18 protein-coding genes are annotated in these 17,995 nt (G+C 65.2%); 7 read left to right on the top strand and 11 right to left on the bottom strand.

Translation table 11 applies throughout. The features are described from left to right. The first annotated feature begins 121 nt into the window (after positions 1-121). The 5 genes from BM382_RS15305 to BM382_RS15285 all read left to right on the top strand — a co-directional run bounded on the left by BM382_RS15305 (position 122) and on the right by BM382_RS15285 (position 5,443). Positions 122-670 (top strand): RNA polymerase sigma factor, encoded by a 549-nt coding sequence (locus tag BM382_RS15305; protein WP_011059715.1) that lies wholly within the window; start codon positions 122-124, stop codon positions 668-670. Next, positions 667-1,629, top strand: a complete 963-nt coding sequence (locus tag BM382_RS15300; RefSeq protein ID WP_011059714.1) for a FecR family protein — start codon at positions 667-669, stop codon at positions 1,627-1,629. Before BM382_RS15305 ends, BM382_RS15300 begins: the two co-directional genes overlap by 4 nt. 121 nt (positions 1,630-1,750) lie before the next feature. Continuing rightward, positions 1,751-4,312, top strand: coding sequence for a TonB-dependent receptor (locus BM382_RS15295; protein WP_072443221.1), 2,562 nt, complete (start codon positions 1,751-1,753; stop codon positions 4,310-4,312). 210 nt (positions 4,313-4,522) lie between these two features. Further along, complete coding sequence (locus BM382_RS15290) at positions 4,523-4,813, top strand: hypothetical protein (RefSeq protein WP_239690412.1); 291 nt, start codon at positions 4,523-4,525, stop codon at positions 4,811-4,813. Between the two features lie 9 nt (positions 4,814-4,822). Next, complete coding sequence (locus tag BM382_RS15285) at positions 4,823-5,443, top strand: hypothetical protein (RefSeq protein WP_072443217.1); 621 nt, start codon at positions 4,823-4,825, stop codon at positions 5,441-5,443. 3 nt (positions 5,444-5,446) lie between these two features. Here BM382_RS15285 and BM382_RS15280 read toward each other — a convergent pair whose 3' ends face one another. The 8 genes from BM382_RS15280 to BM382_RS15245 form a co-directional block, all read right to left on the bottom strand. Next, on the bottom strand, positions 5,447-6,655 hold the full coding sequence (locus BM382_RS15280) for an ABC transporter substrate-binding protein (protein ID WP_011059710.1): 1,209 nt from the start codon (positions 6,653-6,655) through the stop codon (positions 5,447-5,449). Next, entirely contained in the window at positions 6,655-7,662 is a 1,008-nt protein-coding gene (locus BM382_RS15275; RefSeq protein WP_011059709.1) for a CobW family GTP-binding protein, read from the bottom strand. Before BM382_RS15275 ends, BM382_RS15280 begins: the two co-directional genes overlap by 1 nt. Beyond that, positions 7,659-7,958 carry a hypothetical protein gene (locus BM382_RS15270; protein WP_011059708.1) on the bottom strand — a complete coding sequence of 100 codons (300 nt, stop codon included), beginning with the start codon at positions 7,956-7,958 and terminating at the stop codon, positions 7,659-7,661. The genes BM382_RS15275 and BM382_RS15270 overlap by 4 nt, the downstream gene beginning before the upstream one ends. A 13-nt stretch (positions 7,959-7,971) precedes the next feature. Beyond that, positions 7,972-8,721: an SDR family NAD(P)-dependent oxidoreductase gene (locus tag BM382_RS15265; protein WP_011059707.1), complete on the bottom strand. Its 750-nt coding sequence runs from the start codon at positions 8,719-8,721 to the stop codon at positions 7,972-7,974. Positions 8,722-8,817: 96 nt separating this feature from the next. Continuing rightward, positions 8,818-9,579 (bottom strand): SDR family NAD(P)-dependent oxidoreductase, encoded by a 762-nt coding sequence (locus BM382_RS15260; protein WP_019094798.1) that lies wholly within the window; start codon positions 9,577-9,579, stop codon positions 8,818-8,820. A gap of 12 nt (positions 9,580-9,591) precedes the next feature. Next, positions 9,592-10,932 carry an MFS transporter gene (locus tag BM382_RS15255; RefSeq protein ID WP_011059705.1) on the bottom strand — a complete coding sequence of 447 codons (1,341 nt, stop codon included), beginning with the start codon at positions 10,930-10,932 and terminating at the stop codon, positions 9,592-9,594. A gap of 28 nt (positions 10,933-10,960) precedes the next feature. Continuing rightward, positions 10,961-11,842 carry a polysaccharide deacetylase family protein gene (locus BM382_RS15250; protein ID WP_011059704.1) on the bottom strand — a complete coding sequence of 294 codons (882 nt, stop codon included), beginning with the start codon at positions 11,840-11,842 and terminating at the stop codon, positions 10,961-10,963. Positions 11,843-11,887: 45 nt separating this feature from the next. Beyond that, a complete protein-coding gene (locus BM382_RS15245) occupies positions 11,888-13,246 on the bottom strand; it encodes an amidase (protein ID WP_072443215.1) in 1,359 nt (452 codons plus the stop codon). A 395-nt stretch (positions 13,247-13,641) separates the two neighbouring features. Between BM382_RS15245 and BM382_RS15240 the strand changes: the two genes are divergently transcribed. Continuing rightward, entirely contained in the window at positions 13,642-14,643 is a 1,002-nt protein-coding gene (locus BM382_RS15240; RefSeq protein WP_011059702.1) for a GntR family transcriptional regulator, read from the top strand. A 133-nt stretch (positions 14,644-14,776) separates the two neighbouring features. Here the strand turns inward: BM382_RS15240 and BM382_RS15235 are convergent, their stop codons facing one another. Both BM382_RS15235 and BM382_RS15230 read right to left on the bottom strand, forming a co-directional pair. Next, the gene (locus BM382_RS15235) at positions 14,777-15,082 is read right to left on the bottom strand and encodes a ribbon-helix-helix domain-containing protein (protein ID WP_011059701.1); all 306 of its coding nucleotides are present in this window, start codon (positions 15,080-15,082) and stop codon (positions 14,777-14,779) included. Between the two features lie 14 nt (positions 15,083-15,096). Then, complete coding sequence (locus tag BM382_RS15230; protein WP_011059700.1) at positions 15,097-15,678, bottom strand: DJ-1/PfpI family protein; 582 nt, start codon at positions 15,676-15,678, stop codon at positions 15,097-15,099. Positions 15,679-15,873: 195 nt separating this feature from the next. Between BM382_RS15230 and BM382_RS15225 the strand changes: the two genes are divergently transcribed. Continuing rightward, positions 15,874-16,788: a DMT family transporter gene (locus BM382_RS15225; protein WP_072443213.1), complete on the top strand. Its 915-nt coding sequence runs from the start codon at positions 15,874-15,876 to the stop codon at positions 16,786-16,788. Here BM382_RS15225 and BM382_RS15220 read toward each other — a convergent pair. After that, positions 16,776-17,993: a class I SAM-dependent methyltransferase gene (locus BM382_RS15220; RefSeq protein WP_011059698.1), complete on the bottom strand. Its 1,218-nt coding sequence runs from the start codon at positions 17,991-17,993 to the stop codon at positions 16,776-16,778. The two genes, BM382_RS15225 and BM382_RS15220, sit on opposite strands and share 13 nt — an antisense overlap. Between the last annotated feature and the right edge of the window lie 2 nt (positions 17,994-17,995).

Raw genomic sequence — 17,995 nt, 5'->3', positions numbered from 1 at the left:
AGGGGTATTTCGGGCGCGTAGGCGGTGCTGGTCGATCATCAATCTGCCCGGATGGCAAATAGCAATAATTCTCGATATCATTCGCGACCTTGTGCTCACCGCGTCGTCAAGAAGGATATCCATGTCTCGCTCCAAGCCCGACTCTGCGTCGGCGGACTCTGTTCGCGGGTTCTATGCGGACATCCTGCATTTCCTGCGTAAACGCACGGACAACGCCAGCGACGCGGCGGACATGACCCAGGACGTGTTCACCCAATGGCTCGACTACCGTGACCGGGCCCAGGTCGAACAGCCCCGGGCCTTCCTGTTCCAGATGGCACGCAACCTGCTGCGTGATCATTGGCGGCGCCAGCAGGTACGCTCCCGGGCTCATCAGGACGGGCACCACGAGCAAAGCCTGGACAACGAGCCCCTGGCCGACGAGCAGCATGAGCCCCTGCCCGCGGCCCAGCGCCTGCAACGCCTGGAACAGTTGAAAGAAGTGCTCGCCCAACTCTCGCCGCGCCGCCGCGAAGCCCTTATGCTGCACCGCTTCGAAGGGCTGAGCCAGACGCAGATCGCCGAGCGCATGGGCATTTCCGTGAGCATGGTGGAAAAACACATCGCCTTTGCCCTGCTGCACTGCAAGCAGCACCTACAACGAGAAAACGGCAAGGAGCAGCCTGAATGACCCGCTTTTCCGGCACCCACAACGACCTCGACAGCGAGCAGATCGACGCCGAGGCCGCCAGCTGGTTCGCCCGCAACCGCAACGACCCGGACCGCGCCACGCGCAAGGCCTTCGATGCCTGGGTCAGCGAGCCGGCCCACGCCCGGGCCTATGCCGAGTTCGAAGAACTGTGGGTCGATCTTGCGCAATTGCAGCAACTGAGCCGGCCCATTCCCCTGCCCCGGCGCAAGCCCGCCCCCTGGCGCCCGGCCCTGGCGGCGGCCGCGGCGGTGCTCTGTGCGGTGCTGGCAGTCAACCTGGGCACGCCCCAGGGGCCCTACATCCAGCAGGTGGCGGCCCAGGAAAAGGGCGCCCGCGCCTTCAAGCTGCCCGATGGCAGCACCCTGTACGTCAACGCCAACACCCAGGTGAAAGTGGATTTCAGCGCCCAGCAGCGTGATATCTACCTGCAACAGGGCCAGCTGTACCTGGAAGTGGCCGCCGACAAGGAGCGCCCGCTGTGGGTGCACAGCGGCGCGGCCAAAGTGCGGGTGGTGGGCACCGCCTTCGACGTGCGTCGTGGCCAGCGCCAGCTGGTGGTCAGCGTCGCCCACGGCCAGGTGGCCTTCAGCCCGGACGGCAAGCCCGGGGAGTTGACCCTGCTCGGCGCCCGCCAGCAAGCCACCTATGACCTGCACAAAGGCACCCTGCGCCAGCAGACCCTGGACAGCGATGAGGTCGCGGACTGGCGCAGCGGGCACCTGGCCTTTCGCAACCGCGACCTGGCCAGCCTGGTGGATGAGTTGAACCTGTATCGGCGCCAGCCGGTGCAACTGGCCGAGGGTTCGCTGGGGGCCTACAAGGTCTCGGGCAACCTCGATGTCAACGACCCCGACGCCCTGATCAAGGCACTGCCCGTGCTGATTCCGGTAAAAGCCGTACCCCTGGCCGACGGCCAGCTGAGGCTCGAGGCTCGTTGATCCACTCATATGAGAATATTTTGCATTCGCATATGAGGTTTTTTTTCACTGCCGCGTCTTCCTCCCGTCTGCGATCTGTACGCAGCGCTTTTTTGGCCTTTAAGCCGCTCTGGGGGAAGTCATGTTTCGCGCGCTCTTGCCTGTTCCGTTAGTCCGTACCCGCCCTACCCTGCTCGCCGCCTGCCTGGCATTCAGCCTGCAGGCCTACGCCGGGCCGCTGCATTTCCAGTTGCCGGCGCAGCCTCTGGCCGCGTCCCTGAGCCAGATCGCCCAGCAGGCGAAGATCCAGCTGCTGTTCGATGAGCAACTGCTGCGCAACGCCAAGGCGCCGGCCCTGCAGGGTGACTACAGCCCGGAAGAGGCGATTCGCACCTTGCTGCAGGACGGTCGGTTCAACCTGGTGAAGGTCGACAACACCTACATCGTGCGCCCCGCCGACACCAACCTGAGCAGTGGTTCGGCCCTGCAACTGGGGGCCATGAGCGTGATCGGCAACGGCACCGAAGTGGATTCCTCGAGTGTCGGCCGCTCGACCCTGAACCAGGCGGAAATCGATCGCCACCAGGCCACCAACGTGGTCAGCCTGATCGACACCCTGCCCGGCGTGAGCCTGGGCGGCTCGCTCAAACCCGGTGGCCAGACCATCAACATCTGGGGCCTGGGGGACGCCGAAGATGTGCCGATGAGCGTCGACGGCGCCACCAAGAGCGGCTTCGAACGCTACCAGCAGGGTTCGGTGTTCATCGAGCCGGAGCTGATCAAGCGCATCGAAGTGGAAAAAGGCCCGCACTCCCCCGAGACCGGCAACGGTGGTTTCGGCGGCACCGTGCACATGGAGACCAAGGACGCCCCGGACCTGCTGCAGGAAGGTCGCAACGCCGGCGCCATGGTCAAGTACGGCTACAGCAGCAACAGCCATGAACAGGCCTACACCGGCGCGGTGTACGGCCGTACCGATGATCACCGCTTCGATGCCCTGGCCTACTGGACCAAGCGCGACGGCGACGACATGAAGATCGCCAGCGCCCAGCCCGACCCGCGCAACGCCTACCCGATCAACCCCAAGCGCCTGCCCAATACCGCCCAGGACATGGAAGGCGAGCTGTTCAAGCTGAACATGCAACTGACCGACGAACATCGCCTGGGCTTCAGCTACATGCGCTCCAACAGCGACATCTGGGCGCCCTTCTCGGCCAAGAGCTACCCGACGCCACCGAGCCAGAGCGACATCAACAAGTACGGTTATGACGGCGCCACCCGCCGCTTCCTGGCCCAGCGCAATACCATCGACACCACCTGGATCGCCAAGTACCAGTACACCCCCGTGGACAATCCATGGATCGACTTCGAGGCCAAGTACTCCGATTCCACCACCGACCAGACCGACGAACGCGGGCCGAACGCCTTCTTCCAGCCGGCCTCCGGTGGCCGCAAGATCACCGTGGGCTATGACGACAAGATCCTGGCCCTGAAAAACACCAGCCGCTTCAGCACCGGCCCGCTGGAACACGCGCTGACCAATGGCATCCAGATCCGCAAGCACACTCGCGAAGTGGACATGTGGATGCCGGGCAAGACCTATGAAGTACCCAAGTACAACTACGGCCACTACCAGCCTGGCTTCATGCCCCACGGCAAGGTCGACAACAATGCCTTCTACATCCAGGACGCCATCACCCTGGGGGACTTCACCCTGACCCCGTCCCTGCGCTACGACCATGTGCGCAACCGCGGCGAGAAGAACGACGCACCGTTCTACAACAGCCCCGACCCGGTGGCGGGCCACGATTACGGCGACAAGACCTACACCGGCTGGTCGCCTCGGCTGTCGGCGTTCTGGACAGTGACCCCGCAATTCGCCCTGTTCGCCGACTACAGCAAGACCTGGCGCGCGCCGGTGATCGACGAGCAGTACGAGGTCCAGTCGGCCGCCTCCACCCGTTCCGCCACCAGCCGAGACCTCGACCCGGAACGCATCACCGCGTTGCGCGCCGGTAACATCACCAGCTTCTCCGACGTGTTCACCCAGGCCGACCGCGTCCAGGTGCGTACCACGCTGTTCCACAACACCATCAAAGACGAAATCATGAAGAACCTCGGGATCGGCTGCCCCGAGCAACTCAGCAGCGGCAAGAGCATCGGCCAGGTGTGCAACCAGCCGACCATAGGCGTCTACCGCAATATCGGCGACCTGACCATCAAGGGCTTCGAGGTGGAAAGCTTCTACGACTCGACCTACCTGTTCGGCTCGCTGTCCTACTCGTGGATTACCGGTAAGCATGAAGGCGCCTACACCAACCCCTGGGGGCCGAACGTCTGGGCCCGGGACATTCCGCCACGCAAGTGGGTGGCCAGCCTGGGGGTGAAGATTCCACAGTGGGATGCGCAAGTGGGCTGGCAGGGCCAGTGGGTGCGCCAGACTGACCGGGTACCCAGCGACATCTATGCCGGCGGCCCGGCCAGCGCCTTGGGCGACGCCTACTGGGACCAGTACAAGAACGACCGCTACAACGTGCACGGCCTGTTCGCCAACTGGAAACCCCAGCAGCCTTACCTCAAGGGCACCGAAGTCAACTTCACCCTGGACAACATGTTCAACCGTGACTATCGCCCACCACTGAGCGGCGATAACGCATCCAGCCTGGGGCGCAACGCCAAGATCAGCGTGACCCGCTTCTTCTGACGGCAACTGGCTGCGGTGCATCGGACGCACCGCAACAGGCCAGCCGTTGGCCATTACGGATGTATTGCAAACCGTTAGCCAAGCCCTGCCGCCCGCACCTGCCGGGCTAAGATCGACTCCCCTCTGAAAACCGCTGAAATGCCTTTGGGCGCTTTCAGTCAACTCCCCATTGATTCCGTACGACACTTGTCGTACAAACCAGAAGACGTCATGGACAGAGGCTTCAGGAAGGTCAGGCGGGACCTGATCAATGCCTTACAAAGCGGCCACTATCTGCATGCCGCGCGCGGCTCGATCGAGGTCAAGAACCTGCTGGCCACCGGCGAGATCTCGACCAGTCAACTGATCGAGGTCATCAATGCCTGCAAGGGCCAGGACCACAGTTGCAGCGCCCACCACAGCGTCCCGGGCATCGCGGTCCACGTGCTGAAAAAGGCCGGCTGGTACATCAAGTTCTACTTTATCGAGCCAGATGTGTGGTTCATCAGCGTTCACCGATGAGGGCATCCCATGAAACTCTTTCTGCAAGGCGACCGGGGCAAGGCGCTCTGCGAGCATTGCCAACAGGTCGTCGGCATCACCTACCTGCGGCGCGACGTCCCTTTCAGCGACGGCCATGGCCTGGCCCGGGACATCCTGGTGGGGGTTTGCGACCTCTGCGCCACGGTGGTGGCCATCCCGCCCCAGTCCACACCGGCGATCAAGGAAGCGCGCAAGCAATCATTGACCTCCATCGAGGCGCGGCTGCCGGCGGTCTACCTCGATGTACTGGATGCGGCGATGCACTGCGTGGCCCCGGATGCCGGAGTGCAGATGCGCAAACTGTTCCTCGGCTACTACTTCAGCGCCCCCGCGGCGTCTTCCCTGGAGCAAGTGCACAGCGGCTTCGTCGCGTACCTGGCCGAGCAGGCCGAGGCCCGCCAGTTGCCTGCCGTGCATGCCATGAAACGCCTGTCGCTGAAGGTCAACCACTATGTGGCCGAGGATCTTGCGCGCCTGCTGCAAGCCACCCGGATGACCCAGACCGAGCTGCTGAAAGCGCTGATCGCGCAGATGCGCCTGGATGTGCTCGAAGGCGGCAACCCCGCGGTGATCGCCGACCTGCGCCAGCTGGCGCGCCTGGGGCTTTGACCTTCAGCCTTTGCCCCGGCCCGCGACCCGCCCCGCCCGCAGGAAATCCCCCCAGCGCCGCACCAGGTAGTTGTGCTCGTCCATCACCGAGTTCCACACGGCGATATGCCCCATGCGCTGCTGGTAGGAACCGCCATCGCGGGTCTCGCCGATATCGATCAGCGGTTCGCCGTCGCTACCCGGCAACTCTTCCCGGGCCGGTTTGCCGGCGTACCAGTAATCCCACTCGGCGCTGCTCAGGTGATCGCGGGTACGCGCCGGGTTGCCGATGTAGTAGCCCTGGCGTGCCATCACCGCACCGGGCCAGCCCGACAGCCACCAGTTGAGGTAGGCATAGGCTGCATCCAGCACCGCGCCCTTGGCGTGGCGCGACAACGACAGCCCGCCGAACCAGGCGCGGTAGCCTTCCTTCGGCACTGCCAGGCGGTATTTGACCCCCGCCCGGTGCAGGCGCATCAGCGTCGGCGACCACAGGCTCTGGATATCGATGCGCGGGCTGAGCATCAATTGCGCGGCCTCTTCATCGTCCGACCAGAACGCCGCGAAATGCCCTTCACGCTGCTTGCGCACCAGGATCCCTGCCAGCCGGTCGATCTCTTCGATGCTCAGGTTGCCGATGTCCTTGAAGGATTCCAGGCCACAGCCCTGCACCGCCAGGGCGGCGTCCAGGGCACCGATCGCTGCATCGCTCTGCAAGGCAATGCGCCCGCTCCAGGCCGGCTCCAGCAGCCAGCCCCAGCTTTCGTTGGCGCTGGAAAAACCCGCCGGCAGGCGCTCCGGGCGGTAGGCGAAACTGTCGGCGTTGTGGGTCAGCGGCAGCATGCTGATGCGCTCGCTGGCCGTGCTGCCCAGGCTACCGTCGTGCTGCACATAGAGCCGTTCGCTGGGCACGCTGCCACTGCCCAGGCGATCGTCCGGCGACAGGCGCCCGCGCTTGGGCAGGTCGTTGATCTCGTGCCACAGGGCAATGCGCCGGGTATCGATGGGCTGGATCGCCTGGGCCGGCCAGACAAAATCGACGTTGTGAAACCACTGGTCATAGAGGTCGTAGCTGTCCGGCTGCATCACCGCGATGCGCTGGGCCTGCTCCACATCGTGTACCTGATACACCAGGCGGATGCCCAGGTCCTGCTCGGCACGCACCCGCAGGGATTCGAGCAGGGTCACCGAGGTGCCCAGCACCCGCAGGGTGACTGGTTGCGTCGCCGCCATCAGGCACCCTCCCCGGCGGCCGGGGCGAAACTGCGGGCGAACACCTCGAAGGAGCGACGTAGTTGTTCGGGCTCCAGCCCGCGCAGGATAAACACCAGCCGCGAGCGATGGTCGGCACTGGGCCAACGGGGCAGATGCACGGGTGCGTGCAGGCAATGCTGCACGCCATGGATGACGATGGGGGCCTGGTTGGCGTTGATGTTGAGCAATCCTTTCACCCGCAGAATTCGTTCGCCGTGGCATCTTAGCAGCATCGACAACCAGACCCCGAAGCCCACCCAATCCAGGGCTTGCTCGAACTCCAGGCTGCACACTTGCGCCGCGCCATGCTGTGGCGCAGCCGCTTTGAGTGGCCCCTGCAACTGCCAGCGCGCCACTTCCCGCTCTGCCGTCGCACCGCGCAGCCCCTCCCCCAGCAACAGCTGATCGCCACTCTGGATCGCCTGGGTCAGCAACAGGGGCGCCCCGGGATTGAGCCGCTGCAAATGCTCGCGCAATGCCGCCTGGGTTGCTTCGTCGACACAATCGGTCTTGCTCAGCAGCAAGCGATCCGCGGCCGCCACCTGGGCCAGCCACTCCGGGTGCAGGCGCTCCTGCAACGCCGCGTGGCTGGCGTCCACCAGGGTCACCAGCAGGCCGATGTGCACCCGCCCGCGCAATTGCGGATCGTTGTTCACCGTGGCCAGGATCGGCGCCGGGTCGGCCAGCCCGGTGGTTTCCAGCAGCACCCGGCGAAAGGCCGGAACCTCGCCCCGGCTACGCCGCGCCAGGAGCGCCAACAGCGCCTCTTTCAGTTCGCCGCGAACCGAACAGCAGACACAGCCGCTGGGCAGCAGCACCGTGTCCGGCGCCACCTCCTGCACCAGCAAATGATCGATGCCGATATCACCGAACTCGTTGATCAGCAGCGCCGTGTCCCCCAGGCTCTGGTCCTGCAACAGGCGGTTGAGCAAGGTGGTCTTGCCACTGCCGAGAAACCCGGTGATGACGTTCAGGGGCAGGCTCATGGCTGTTGCTCCAGGTGCTTGAGGATCACAGGGTCCAGAGGATCGAGGGGCCGGCCGAGCATGGATTCGGCCAGGCTCCACAACTGCTCCAGGCCGCTGGCCAGTTCCTGGCGGCCGGTCGCCCCCAGCAGCAGATAGGCCGAGCCCTGGAAGTCTTCGACCTTGAGCCGCAACGGCACCAGTACCCGGTTGATCGCGGCGATTCTGCGCAAGCGTTCGCGACGCCGGGGCAGTTCATCCCCCAGCGGGTCGCTCCAGTGCACGTCTTCGCCCAGCAGCCCGCATAACCCGCACATGCTCAGCCCTCCTTCATGGCATGACATCCCCGGAGTTCGGGCCCAGGGTCTGGCCGACGAACAGGTTGCCCCCCGGCTCGCTGGCCAGCAGCACCGCGGTGGGCGCCACTTCATCGGCCAGGCCGAAGCGCCCCAGGGGCAGCTCGGCGGCCTTGGCGGTTTTCCAGGCGCTGCTGATGCCAGACACCAGCGGCGTCTCGATCGGCCCCGGGGCGATGGCGTTGACCAGTACGTTGTCCTTGGCCACTTCCAGGGCCAGGGACTTGGTGAAACCGATGACCCCGGCCTTGGCCGCGGCGTAGTGGGTCAGCTCGGCGCCGCCCTTGATTCCCAACTGCGAGGCGACGTTGATGATCCGCCCCCAACGCTGCGCCAGCATATGGGGCAAGGCCCGCTGGCTGGCGACGAAGACGCTGGTGAGATCGACCCGCAGCATGTCGTTCCACATCTCAATGGACAGATCGACGCAGCGCGCCTGGGTCAGCATGCCGGCGTTGTTCACCAGGATATCGATACCGCCGAAATGCTCGACACAGGCATCGACTCCGGCCTGGGCCCCTTCGACGCTGCCGACATCGGCCACGCATTCGACGACTTCAGCGCCCAGCTCGCGGCAGGCTTGGGCGCTCTCGGCCAGGCGCGCGGGGTCGCGGTCAGCCAGCAGCAGGCGTGCTCCCGCCACCGCGTAGGCCCGGGCGATAGCGGCGCCGATACCGCTGCCGGCGCCGGTGATCACGGCGCGGCGGTTGTGCAGGTGTTGCATGGGACTTTCTCCTTCAAGGGTGTGCGGTTCGCTGGCCAGCCTGCTCCTACGGAGGCGGTGAGCCGCCTGCACGAGCCGGCTGGCTGGCGAAGGGGTTCAATCCGGCCAGCGCACCGTCAGGCCGCCATCGATGACGATGCTCTGCCCGGTGAGGTAGCTGGACTCCTCGCTGGTGAGAAAGCGCACCAGGGACGCCACTTCATCGGCCCGCCCGACCCGGCCCAGGGGGATGGCACGGGCCGCCTTGGCCAGGCCTTCCGGGCCCAGGGAGTTCTGGCTGTCCAGCGACTGCGGGGTCTCGATCAACCCCGGGATCACCGCGTTGCAGCGAATGCCCCTGGCCGCCAGTTCCACTGCCAGCGAGCGGCACAACCCCGGCACCCCGGCCTTGGCCGCTGCATAGTGAGCGTGCTCCTGCCAGCCGTAGACGCCACCGGCAATCGACGAAATCGCCACCAGGGCACCGCCCTCACCCATGTGTTTGACCGCCGCGCGGAAGGTGCGCATGACCCCGGTCAGGTCCACATCGAGCATGGCGTTCCAGGCCGCGTCGGTCATGTCCAGCAAGGGTGCGCGGCGCAGCAGGCCGGCATTGGCCACGGCGTAATCGAGGCGGCCAAAGTGCGCCACTGCCTGCTCGGCCAGGGCGTCCACCGAGGCGCTGTCGGTCACGTCCAGGGGCAGCATCAGGCAGTGCCCGCCCGCCTCGGCCACGAGGTCGCGGGTGGCTTGCGGGTCATGGGGGTCGGCGGGGAAATACCCGCCCACCACCGCCACACCGGCCCGTGCATAGGCCACGGCCAGGGCCTGGCCGATGCCGCTGGCGGCACCGGTGATCACGGCGACTTTTTGAGTCATGGATAACTTTCCTTATTGAACGGATTCAGGACGCACATGGCGCGCGGCGAACATCAGCGCACCGGAGAGGAAACAAGGCAGCGCGCCGAAATACAGCGCCGAGGTCTGCCAGTCGCCACCGGCGGACAGCACCTGGGTGGCGCCGAAACCCGCCACCACCGCGCCGATCGGCCCCATGGCGTGGATGATCGCGCCGCCGGTGGCGCGGATGCTGGTAGGGAAGCTTTCGCTGATGAAGAACAGCGCCGCCGAGTACGGGCCGATCAGGAAGAACAGGCCCAGGCTGTAGAGACCCACCACCATCGGCATGTTGCTCGGGCCGTAGAGCATGCCGGCGAACGACAGGCCGCCGAGCATCCAGCCCAGGCCGATGACATTGCGCCGGCCGATCTTGTCGCCCATCCAGCCGTGGCTCAGGTAGCCGCAGTAGCCCACCAGGTTGGAGAGCACCAGGATGATCAGCGAGTTCTCGAAGGAGATGTGGTGCACGCTGACGATCACCGACGTGCCGAGCACGCTGAACACCTGGATCGCCGCCCAGTTGAGCAGGATCGCCGCGCCGATCACCAGGGTCGCGCGCCGCGCCGGGCCACGAAAGGCCGCAGCCAGGCCGGCCTTGCTGTGCTCGTCATAGTCCACGCCATAGGTCAGCGCCACCGCCTGGGCCTCGCTCACCGAACCACTTTTGCGCAGCTGGCTGATGCGCTGGTGGATCTGGAACTGCGGGCTCTCCTTGAGCTTGCGCGCCATCACCGCAATGACGATGGCCGGGATCGCGGCGAAGATGAAGCAGCCTTGCCAGCCGATGATCGGCAGCAGCACCGCGGTCAACCCGGCGGCGATCAGCGCCCCCACCGGCCAGCCACCCTGCACCAGGCTGTAGATGAAGCCCCGGCGCTTGGCCAGTTGCGGGTCGTCGGATGCCGCGTACAACTCGCTGAGGTAGGTGGCGTTCACCGTTTCCTCGGCATAGCCCAGGCCGCCCAGGGAGCGGATCAGGATCAGCGGCGACTTGCCCCAGGCGCCGCCGATGGCGGTCAGCGCCGAGCAGATGGCCGAACCGCTGACGGTGAAAATGATGCCCATGCGCCGGCCCAGCTTGTCCACCAGCGGCCCGATGGCCAGGGCCACCACCGCGGTGCCCACCGCCACCCAGGTGGCGATCTCGGCCTGCTCGACCTCGCCCCAGCCGAAGTGCCGGCCGATCTCCGGCAGCAGGGTGCCAAACAGAATGAAGTCGTACACCGCAAACACCCAGGCGAAGAAGGCGATCCAGGTGGCGAAGCGCACTTGGGCCGGGGTCAACTGCTGGGGTTTCCAGCCAGTCAGGTCGAGCTTGTTATAGATAGACATCAGTCACGCCTCGATGAAGTGGCCGGGGTCAGCGGTTGCGCGGGTGGCGGCGGATAAAGTCGTCGGCGATCTCGTCGAAGGTGACGAAGCGCACGCCGGCATGGCTCTGGATGTGTTCGATCAGGCGTTCGAGCATCAACAGCACTTGCGGGCGGCCGGAGACGTCGGGGTGGATGGTCATGGTGAACACCGCGTGCTCATGCTCGCGGTAGACCCAGTCGAACTGGTCGCGCCACATTTCCTCCAGGTGCCGCGGGTTGACGAAACCGTGGCTGTTGGGCGCCTTCTTGATGAACATCATCGGCGGCAGGTCGTCCAGGTACCAGTTGGCCGGGATCTCCACCAGGTCGGTTTCCTGGCCCCGCACCAAAGGTTTCATCCAGGTGTCGGGGTGCTGGCTGTAGTCGATCTTGGTCCAGCTGTCGCCGACCCGCACGTAGTAGGGATGGAAGTCGTTGTGCATCAGGCTGTGGTCGTACTTGATGCCCTTTTTCAGCAGCAGCTCGTTGGTCACCTTGCTGAATTCCCACCAGGGCGCAACGTAGCCGGTGGGGCGCTTGCCGGTGACCCGGGTGATCAGCTCGATGGATTTGTCGAGGACGATCTCTTCCTGTTCCGGGGTCATGGCGATGGGGTTTTCGTGGCTGTAGCCGTGCACGCCGATCTCGTGGCCGGCCTCGGCAACCGCCTTCATCTGCTCGGGAAAGGTCTCCATGGAGTGGCCGGGAATGAACCAGGTGGTGCGCAGGCCATAACGCTCGAACAGCTTGAGCAGGCGCGGCGCGCCGACCTCGCCGGCGAACAGGCCGCGGGAGATGTCGTCCGGCGAATCCTCGCCGCCGTAGGAACCGAGCCAGCCGGCCACCGCGTCCACATCGACACCAAATGCACAGAGAATTTCTTTAGCCATGAGCGGCCTCCAGTGATTGCTTGTGGTTGAAAAAAATCGTCGGAGCTAGCGCGGCAACGCCACCTCCAGCGCCAGGGCCGCATCCAGCAGTTGCCGGTCATGGCCCTGGGGCAGGCTCAGCAACAGCCCGGTGGGCAAGCCCTGGGCATCGCGGCCGCTAGGCAGGGCCACGCCGGGCATGTCGAGGAAACTGCCGGGCATGGTCAGGCGCAGGGTCGCCAGGTTGGTCCGGGCAAAGAGCTCGTCGTCCTGCTCCAGGGGCGCCAGGGGCGGCGCCACATGGGCCACGGTGGGGGTAATCAGCACCGCGCCGTCCAGTTCGTCCTGCACCTGTTGCTGCAACTGGCGCCGCGCCTGGTACAGCCGCAGCAACTGGCTGGCGGGCATCTGCCGGGCGCTTTCCAGGCGCCGTCGCACCCGCGGATCGAGCTGTTCGGCGTACTCGCTGTCGAGCAACGGCTGGTGCAGGGCGAAGGCTTCGGCGGCGCCGAGCCAGCCTTGTTCCTGGATCAGTTGCAGGGTGGCTTGCAGGCTGTGCAGCGGCCGTTGCTCCACCAGCGCCCCGGCCTGTTGCAGGCTTTCGATGACCACCCGCAGATTGGCCCGCACGGCGGCCTGGGTACGGCTGTCGTCAAGCACTTGCGAATCGACCCAGAAGCGTTGCCCGGCCAGGCTGCGGGGCGGCGGCAATTGCCGGGGGTCGCCACCGCGCAACAGCTCGTCGATCAGCCAGGCATCGCGCACGCTGCGGGTCAGCGGCCCGAGGCTGTCGAGGCTTTCGGCCAGGGGAAACACCCCCTCGCGGTCATAGCGCAGGGAGGTGGCGCGGTAACCCACCAGGCCATTGAAGGCTGCGGGAATGCGGATCGAACCGGCAGTGTCGGTGCCCATGGCGATCGGCACGATACCGGCCGCCACCGCCACCGCGGAACCTGCCGAGGAACCACCGGGAATCCGTGGCTGGGCATCACTGTGGGGGTTGATCGGAGTGCCGAAGTGCGGGTTCAGGCCGAGCCCGGAATAGGCGAACTCACTGAGGTTGGTCTTGCCCAGGCTGACCAGCCCGGCCCGGCACAGCTGCCGTACGCTGGGCGCATCCACCTTGGCCGGCGGCGCCTCGCGACGCACCTGGGCGGCGGCGGTGGTGATACTGCCGGCCAGGTCGAACAGGTCCTTCCAGGCCAGGGGCACGCCATCCAGCAGGCTCAGCGGCTGGCCGGCCCGCCAGCGGGCAGCCGCCGCCTCGGCCTCGCGCCGGGCCCGGGCCGGGCACAGGGAAATGAACACATGGGGCGTTGCCTCGGCCAACGCCAGGGCCTGCTCCAGAACCTGGACCGGATCGGTGCGGCCCGAGGCAAAGGCTTGCGCCATGGCCGTGGCGTCATTCAGCGAATCAGGGTGCATGGCTCACTCCGCAAAAATCTAAAAATGTACTAAATATTAAAATGTACATTTTATACAGAGCAGATTCCGTGCCAGCTCAAAACGCAGGGAGCACCGCGTGCTTTCGGAAAATCCCCCAGATTCGCCTGTAATAGCGAGCCAGAGTGGGTTACTGACAGAGATCGCGCGACAACCGACGGAGAAAATCCTCGCCCAAGGGTCTGCCATTGAAATAATGTATCTTTTATTAAAAAGTACATTTTGGTGCAGAAAGGTAACAACCCACCCAGGGCGGCCCCAGGACGGGGCAACCAAACGTGGCACTCAGTGACACTTGGCAACTGTGAGAGAATCCCCGGCCACCGCGGCCCGGCAACGGGCTCGTCACCCACCGGCAACAGCCCCTAGAGGAACCGATGAAAGCAGTGTCAGCAGAGGACCCGCGCACCGCATCGCGCTACGCCATGATCCGTCAGGTCTTGCGCGACGCCATCCTCCAGGGCACCGCCCTGCAGGGCCTGGTGCTGCTGGAAGCGCCCCTGGCGGAACTGTTCGGCACCAGCCGAGTGCCGGTGCGCAAGGCCCTCGATCTGTTGCACGGCGAAGGGCTGATCAGCCGTTTTGACGGCCGCGGCTACCTGATCAACCCCCAGGGCCTGGAGATCGAACCGCTGCGCCTGCCCCTGAGCCATGCCCACCTGGGGCTGGCCAGCGACGAAGAACTGGTGGACACCCGGCCCCTGGGGGAACGGATCTACGAAGAACTGGGCAGTGCCCTCTCCACCTGCATCGCCTTCGGTCACTTTCGCCTCGACGAACAGGCCGCAGCCGAGCACTACGGCGTCAGCCGCGCGGTGGTCCGCGAAGCACTGATGCGCCTGCGCGATCGCGGCCTGGTGGAAAAGGAACCCTACTCCCAATGGCTGGCCGGACCGCTGACCGCCCGGGAAGTCACCGAAGACTACGAACTGCGCGCCTGCCTGGAACCCGAAGCCCTGCGCCAGAGCGCGCCGGGCCTGGGCCGCGAACGCCTGGAACAGATGCTGGAACGGGTGACCCAGGCGCAACAGGCCGAGCACTGTGGGCTGGAGGCCCTGGAACGCCTGGAAGAAGACCTGCACCAGCAATGCCTGGGCGGCTTGCAGAACCGCAAGATGGCGGCGCTGATCCGTCAGGCCCAGAGCCCGATGATCATCAACCGGATCTTCTACCGCCTGCTGGGCATCGGCGCCGACCCGGCGATGCTCGCCGAGCACCGACTGATCCTCGAACTGCTGCTGCACGGTGCCTACGACGCTGCGGCCCTGAACCTCAGAGAACACCTGCAACGCGCCCGCCAGCGCATGTTGCAACGCCTCAAAGTGCTGTCGGTGCTCCCGGAACCGGAACTACCCGGCTTCCTCAGCAAAATCAGCTGAGCCCCGTAGCCGCCGCCGAGCCCGCGAGGCTGCGCAAAGGTCCGCAGGACCTTGCCTGGCGATCGCCTGCCAAACCTCCAGCGGCCCTCAGAACCCCGCGTCCCTGCGGGCCGTTCGCAGCCTGCGGCAGCGGCTACAGTGCGTTGCGCTTTACCAGGCTGAGGTCGGGGACGGTGCTGCGGCGCTGGCTCAGGTAGCGGGTGCAACTGACCCGCAGGAAGGAGGCGAAATTCACCACTTCGCCACGGTAATCCATGACCTCTTCATACAGTTTGGCGATCAGCTGGTTGGTGGTCATGCCGTCCACTTCGGCGATCTCGCTGAGGATGTCCCAGAACTGGTTTTCCAGGCGCAAGGTCGTGACCACGCCACAGATGCGCAACGAGCGGGAACGGGATTCGTAGAGAATCGGGTCGGCTTTGACGTACAGCTCGCACATGGCGTGGCCCTCGCTTACAGGGTGATTTTGGTGCCCAGCAGGCCCAGGAAACCGGCCAGCCAACTGGGATGCGCCGGCCAGGCCGGGGCGGTGGCCAGATTGCCTTGAACGTGGCCCTGCGTCACCGGGATATCGATATAGGTGCCCCCCGCCAGCCGAACTTCCGGGGCGCAGGCCGGGTAGGCGCTGCATTCGCGGCCTTCGAGGATGCCCGCCGCCGCCAGCAGTTGCGCGCCGTGGCACACCGCGGCAATCGGCTTGCCGGCCTGGTCGAATTCCCTGACCAGTTGCAGGACCTTTTCGTTCAGGCGCAGGTATTCCGGGGCACGGCCACCGGGGATCAGCAGGGCGTCGTAATCGCTGGACTTCACTTGGGCGAAATCGAAGTTCAGGGCAAACAGATGGCCCGGCTTTTCGCTGTAGGTCTGGTCGCCCTCGAAGTCGTGGATCGCCGTGCGCACGGTCTGCCCGGCGCTCTTGTCGGGACACACCGCATGCACGTTGTGACCGACCATCAGCAGGGCCTGGAACGGCACCATCACTTCGTAGTCTTCGACGTAATCGCCAACCAGCATGAGAATCTTTTTCGCGGCCATGGAGTGGACTCCTTCAGTGAAAGACGGGGGCGCAAGGAGTATTCAAGGTAGCCCCAATCCACCGGCCCGGGTAATAACCCGGTACTACAGCGACAACTGTACGGACAACTCTGCACCCAGCTGTAGCACCAGGATCGCGCGGCTTTATGGCTAGATGCAGGCACCTGTGTCCCTGTACGAATTCTGGTAGCCATCATGTCCTCGCGCGAAAACACCGGCATGGCCCTCGGCCTGCTGGGTGTCATCATTTTCAGCCTGACCCTGCCCTTCACCCGGATAGTGGTAGAGCAGATGCACCCCTTGCTCAACGGCCTGGGCCGCGCGCTGTTCGCGGCGATCCCGGCGGCCTTGCTGCTGCTCTGGCGCCGGGAAAGATGGCCGACCTGGAAACAGGTCAAGGGCCTGAGCGTGGTGATTCTCGGGGTGATCCTCGGCTTTCCAGTGCTTTCGGCCTGGGCCATGCAGACCCTGCCCGCGTCCCACGGCGCGCTGGTCAATGGCCTGCAACCGTTGTGCGTGGCGCTGTATGCGGCGTGGCTGTCCCACGAGCGGCCATCGAAGGCCTTCTGGGCTTGCGCCGCCCTGGGCAGTGCGCTGGTGCTGGGTTATGCGCTGCTCAGTGGCGCGGGCAGCATCCAGGCCGGTGATGTGCTGATGCTCGGGGCGATTGCCGTGGGCGGCCTGGGTTATGCCGAAGGGGGCCGGCTGGCGCGGGAGATGGGTGGCTGGCAGGTGATCTGCTGGGCTCTGGTGCTGTCCACGCCGCTGCTGATCGGCCCGGTGTGGTACCTGGCGGCGCAGCACCAGGGGGCGATTTCCATGAGGACCTGGTGGGCCTTCGGCTACGTTGCGCTGTTCTCGCAGTTCCTGGGTTTTTTCGCCTGGTATGCCGGGCTGGCCATGGGCGGAATTGCTCGGGTGAGCCAGATCCAGCTACTGCAGATCTTCTTCACCATCGCCTTTTCCGCCCTGTTCTTCGGTGAGCAGGTGCAGCCCATTACCTGGGTGTTCGCGGTGGGCGTGATCCTTACCGTGGTCCTGGGGCGCAAGACCGCGGTGCGCCCGGCCACACCGCTGCCCACGCCGCCGGCCAGCCCTCAGCCGAGGTAACCGTCGGCCTTGAGCAGGGTTTCCAGGCAGTGTTCGCTGATCTGGTAGAAGGCCTTGAGCTCTTCGATCCTGGCCAGCAGCTGGCTGGGATCCTGCGGTTCGGCACGCTTGACCGCCAGAATCATCTTGTTCTTGTTGGTGTGCTCCAGGGAGATGAATTCAAAGACCTTGGTTTCATAACCGCAGGCTTCGAGGAACAGCGCCCGCAGGCTGTCGGTGACCATTTCCGCTTGCTGCCCCAGGTGCAGGCCGTATTGCAGCATCGGCTTGAGCAGCTGCGGGCTCTGGATCTGCTGGCGGATCTGCTTGTGGCAGCACGGCGAGCACATGATGATCGCCGCGCCGGAGCGGATACCGGTGTGGATCGCGTAGTCGGTGGCGATGTCGCAGGCGTGCAGGGCGATCATCACTTCCAGCTGGCTGGGGGCCACGCTGCGCACGTCACCGCACTTGAACACCAGGCCCGGGTGCTCCAGGCGCTGCGCGGCGGCGTTGCACAGGGTCACCATGTCTTCACGCAACTCGACGCCGGTGACTTCGCCCTCGGCCTTGAGGGTATTGCGCAGGTAGTCGTGGATGGCGAAGGTCAGGTAGCCCTTGCCGGAGCCGAAGTCCGCCACCCGCACCGGCTGGTCGAGCTTGATCGGCGAGCTGCCCAGGGCGTGGCTGAAGACCTCGATGAACTTGTTGATCTGCTTCCACTTGCGTGACATCGCCGGAATCAGCTCATGCTGCTTGTTGGTCACCCCCAGGTCGGCGAGAAACGGCCGGCTGAGGTCGAGGAAGCGGTTCTTCTCCCGGTTGTGCTCGGCGGACGGCGCATCGCGCTGGGTTTGCGGCTTGCCCTTGAACAGCGAACTCTTGCCCTTCTTGCTGTATTCGAGCTGTACCTCGTCGGTGAGGGTCAGCAGGTGGGCGTTCTTGAACGCAGCCGGCAGCAGCTCGGCGATGGCGGCGATGCCTTCGTCCAGGGAGAAGTTCTTGGTGATGTCCCGGGTCTTGTAGCGATAAACGAAGGACAGGCACGGCTGCTCCTTGACCGTCAGTTGCTTGATGATCAGGCGTTGCAGGTCCGCCTCCGGGCCCACGTGCTTGGCCAGTACCAGCTTGATAAAGGCGTTCTGCGTGAGGCTGGTGTCGAGCAGTTGCAGGAACTGGGCGTGATGATCCGGCGCGGGGCGGGCGGAAGGTGCGGTAACAGACATGG

Origin of the sequence: Pseudomonas sp. NFPP25 (genome assembly GCF_900116505.1) — a bacterium.
Taxonomy (GTDB): domain Bacteria; phylum Pseudomonadota; class Gammaproteobacteria; order Pseudomonadales; family Pseudomonadaceae; genus Aquipseudomonas; species Aquipseudomonas protegens.
This window is presented reverse-complemented; position numbering and strand designations above follow the sequence as displayed.

What these genes read in the sequence shown, in the direction of transcription:
- BM382_RS15245 (WP_072443215.1), bottom strand. Translation starts at nt 13,246, where the DNA reads ATGCACCCTGATTCGCTGAATGACGCCACGGCCATGGCGCAAGCCTTT.
- BM382_RS15235 (WP_011059701.1), bottom strand. Translation starts at nt 15,082, where the DNA reads ATGTGCGAGCTGTACGTCAAAGCCGACCCGATTCTCTACGAATCCCGT.
- BM382_RS15270 (WP_011059708.1), bottom strand. Translation starts at nt 7,958, where the DNA reads ATGTGCGGGTTATGCGGGCTGCTGGGCGAAGACGTGCACTGGAGCGAC.
- BM382_RS15305 (WP_011059715.1), top strand. Translation starts at nt 122, where the DNA reads ATGTCTCGCTCCAAGCCCGACTCTGCGTCGGCGGACTCTGTTCGCGGG.
- BM382_RS15290 (WP_239690412.1), top strand. Translation starts at nt 4,523, where the DNA reads ATGGACAGAGGCTTCAGGAAGGTCAGGCGGGACCTGATCAATGCCTTA.
- BM382_RS15295 (WP_072443221.1), top strand. Translation starts at nt 1,751, where the DNA reads ATGTTTCGCGCGCTCTTGCCTGTTCCGTTAGTCCGTACCCGCCCTACC.
- BM382_RS15280 (WP_011059710.1), bottom strand. Translation starts at nt 6,655, where the DNA reads ATGGCGGCGACGCAACCAGTCACCCTGCGGGTGCTGGGCACCTCGGTG.
- BM382_RS15230 (WP_011059700.1), bottom strand. Translation starts at nt 15,678, where the DNA reads ATGGCCGCGAAAAAGATTCTCATGCTGGTTGGCGATTACGTCGAAGAC.
- BM382_RS15300 (WP_011059714.1), top strand. Translation starts at nt 667, where the DNA reads ATGACCCGCTTTTCCGGCACCCACAACGACCTCGACAGCGAGCAGATC.
- BM382_RS15225 (WP_072443213.1), top strand. Translation starts at nt 15,874, where the DNA reads ATGTCCTCGCGCGAAAACACCGGCATGGCCCTCGGCCTGCTGGGTGTC.
- BM382_RS15220 (WP_011059698.1), bottom strand. Translation starts at nt 17,993, where the DNA reads ATGTCTGTTACCGCACCTTCCGCCCGCCCCGCGCCGGATCATCACGCC.
- BM382_RS15255 (WP_011059705.1), bottom strand. Translation starts at nt 10,932, where the DNA reads ATGTCTATCTATAACAAGCTCGACCTGACTGGCTGGAAACCCCAGCAG.
- BM382_RS15250 (WP_011059704.1), bottom strand. Translation starts at nt 11,842, where the DNA reads ATGGCTAAAGAAATTCTCTGTGCATTTGGTGTCGATGTGGACGCGGTG.
- BM382_RS15275 (WP_011059709.1), bottom strand. Translation starts at nt 7,662, where the DNA reads ATGAGCCTGCCCCTGAACGTCATCACCGGGTTTCTCGGCAGTGGCAAG.
- BM382_RS15265 (WP_011059707.1), bottom strand. Translation starts at nt 8,721, where the DNA reads ATGCAACACCTGCACAACCGCCGCGCCGTGATCACCGGCGCCGGCAGC.
- BM382_RS15285 (WP_072443217.1), top strand. Translation starts at nt 4,823, where the DNA reads ATGAAACTCTTTCTGCAAGGCGACCGGGGCAAGGCGCTCTGCGAGCAT.
- BM382_RS15240 (WP_011059702.1), top strand. Translation starts at nt 13,642, where the DNA reads ATGAAAGCAGTGTCAGCAGAGGACCCGCGCACCGCATCGCGCTACGCC.
- BM382_RS15260 (WP_019094798.1), bottom strand. Translation starts at nt 9,579, where the DNA reads ATGACTCAAAAAGTCGCCGTGATCACCGGTGCCGCCAGCGGCATCGGC.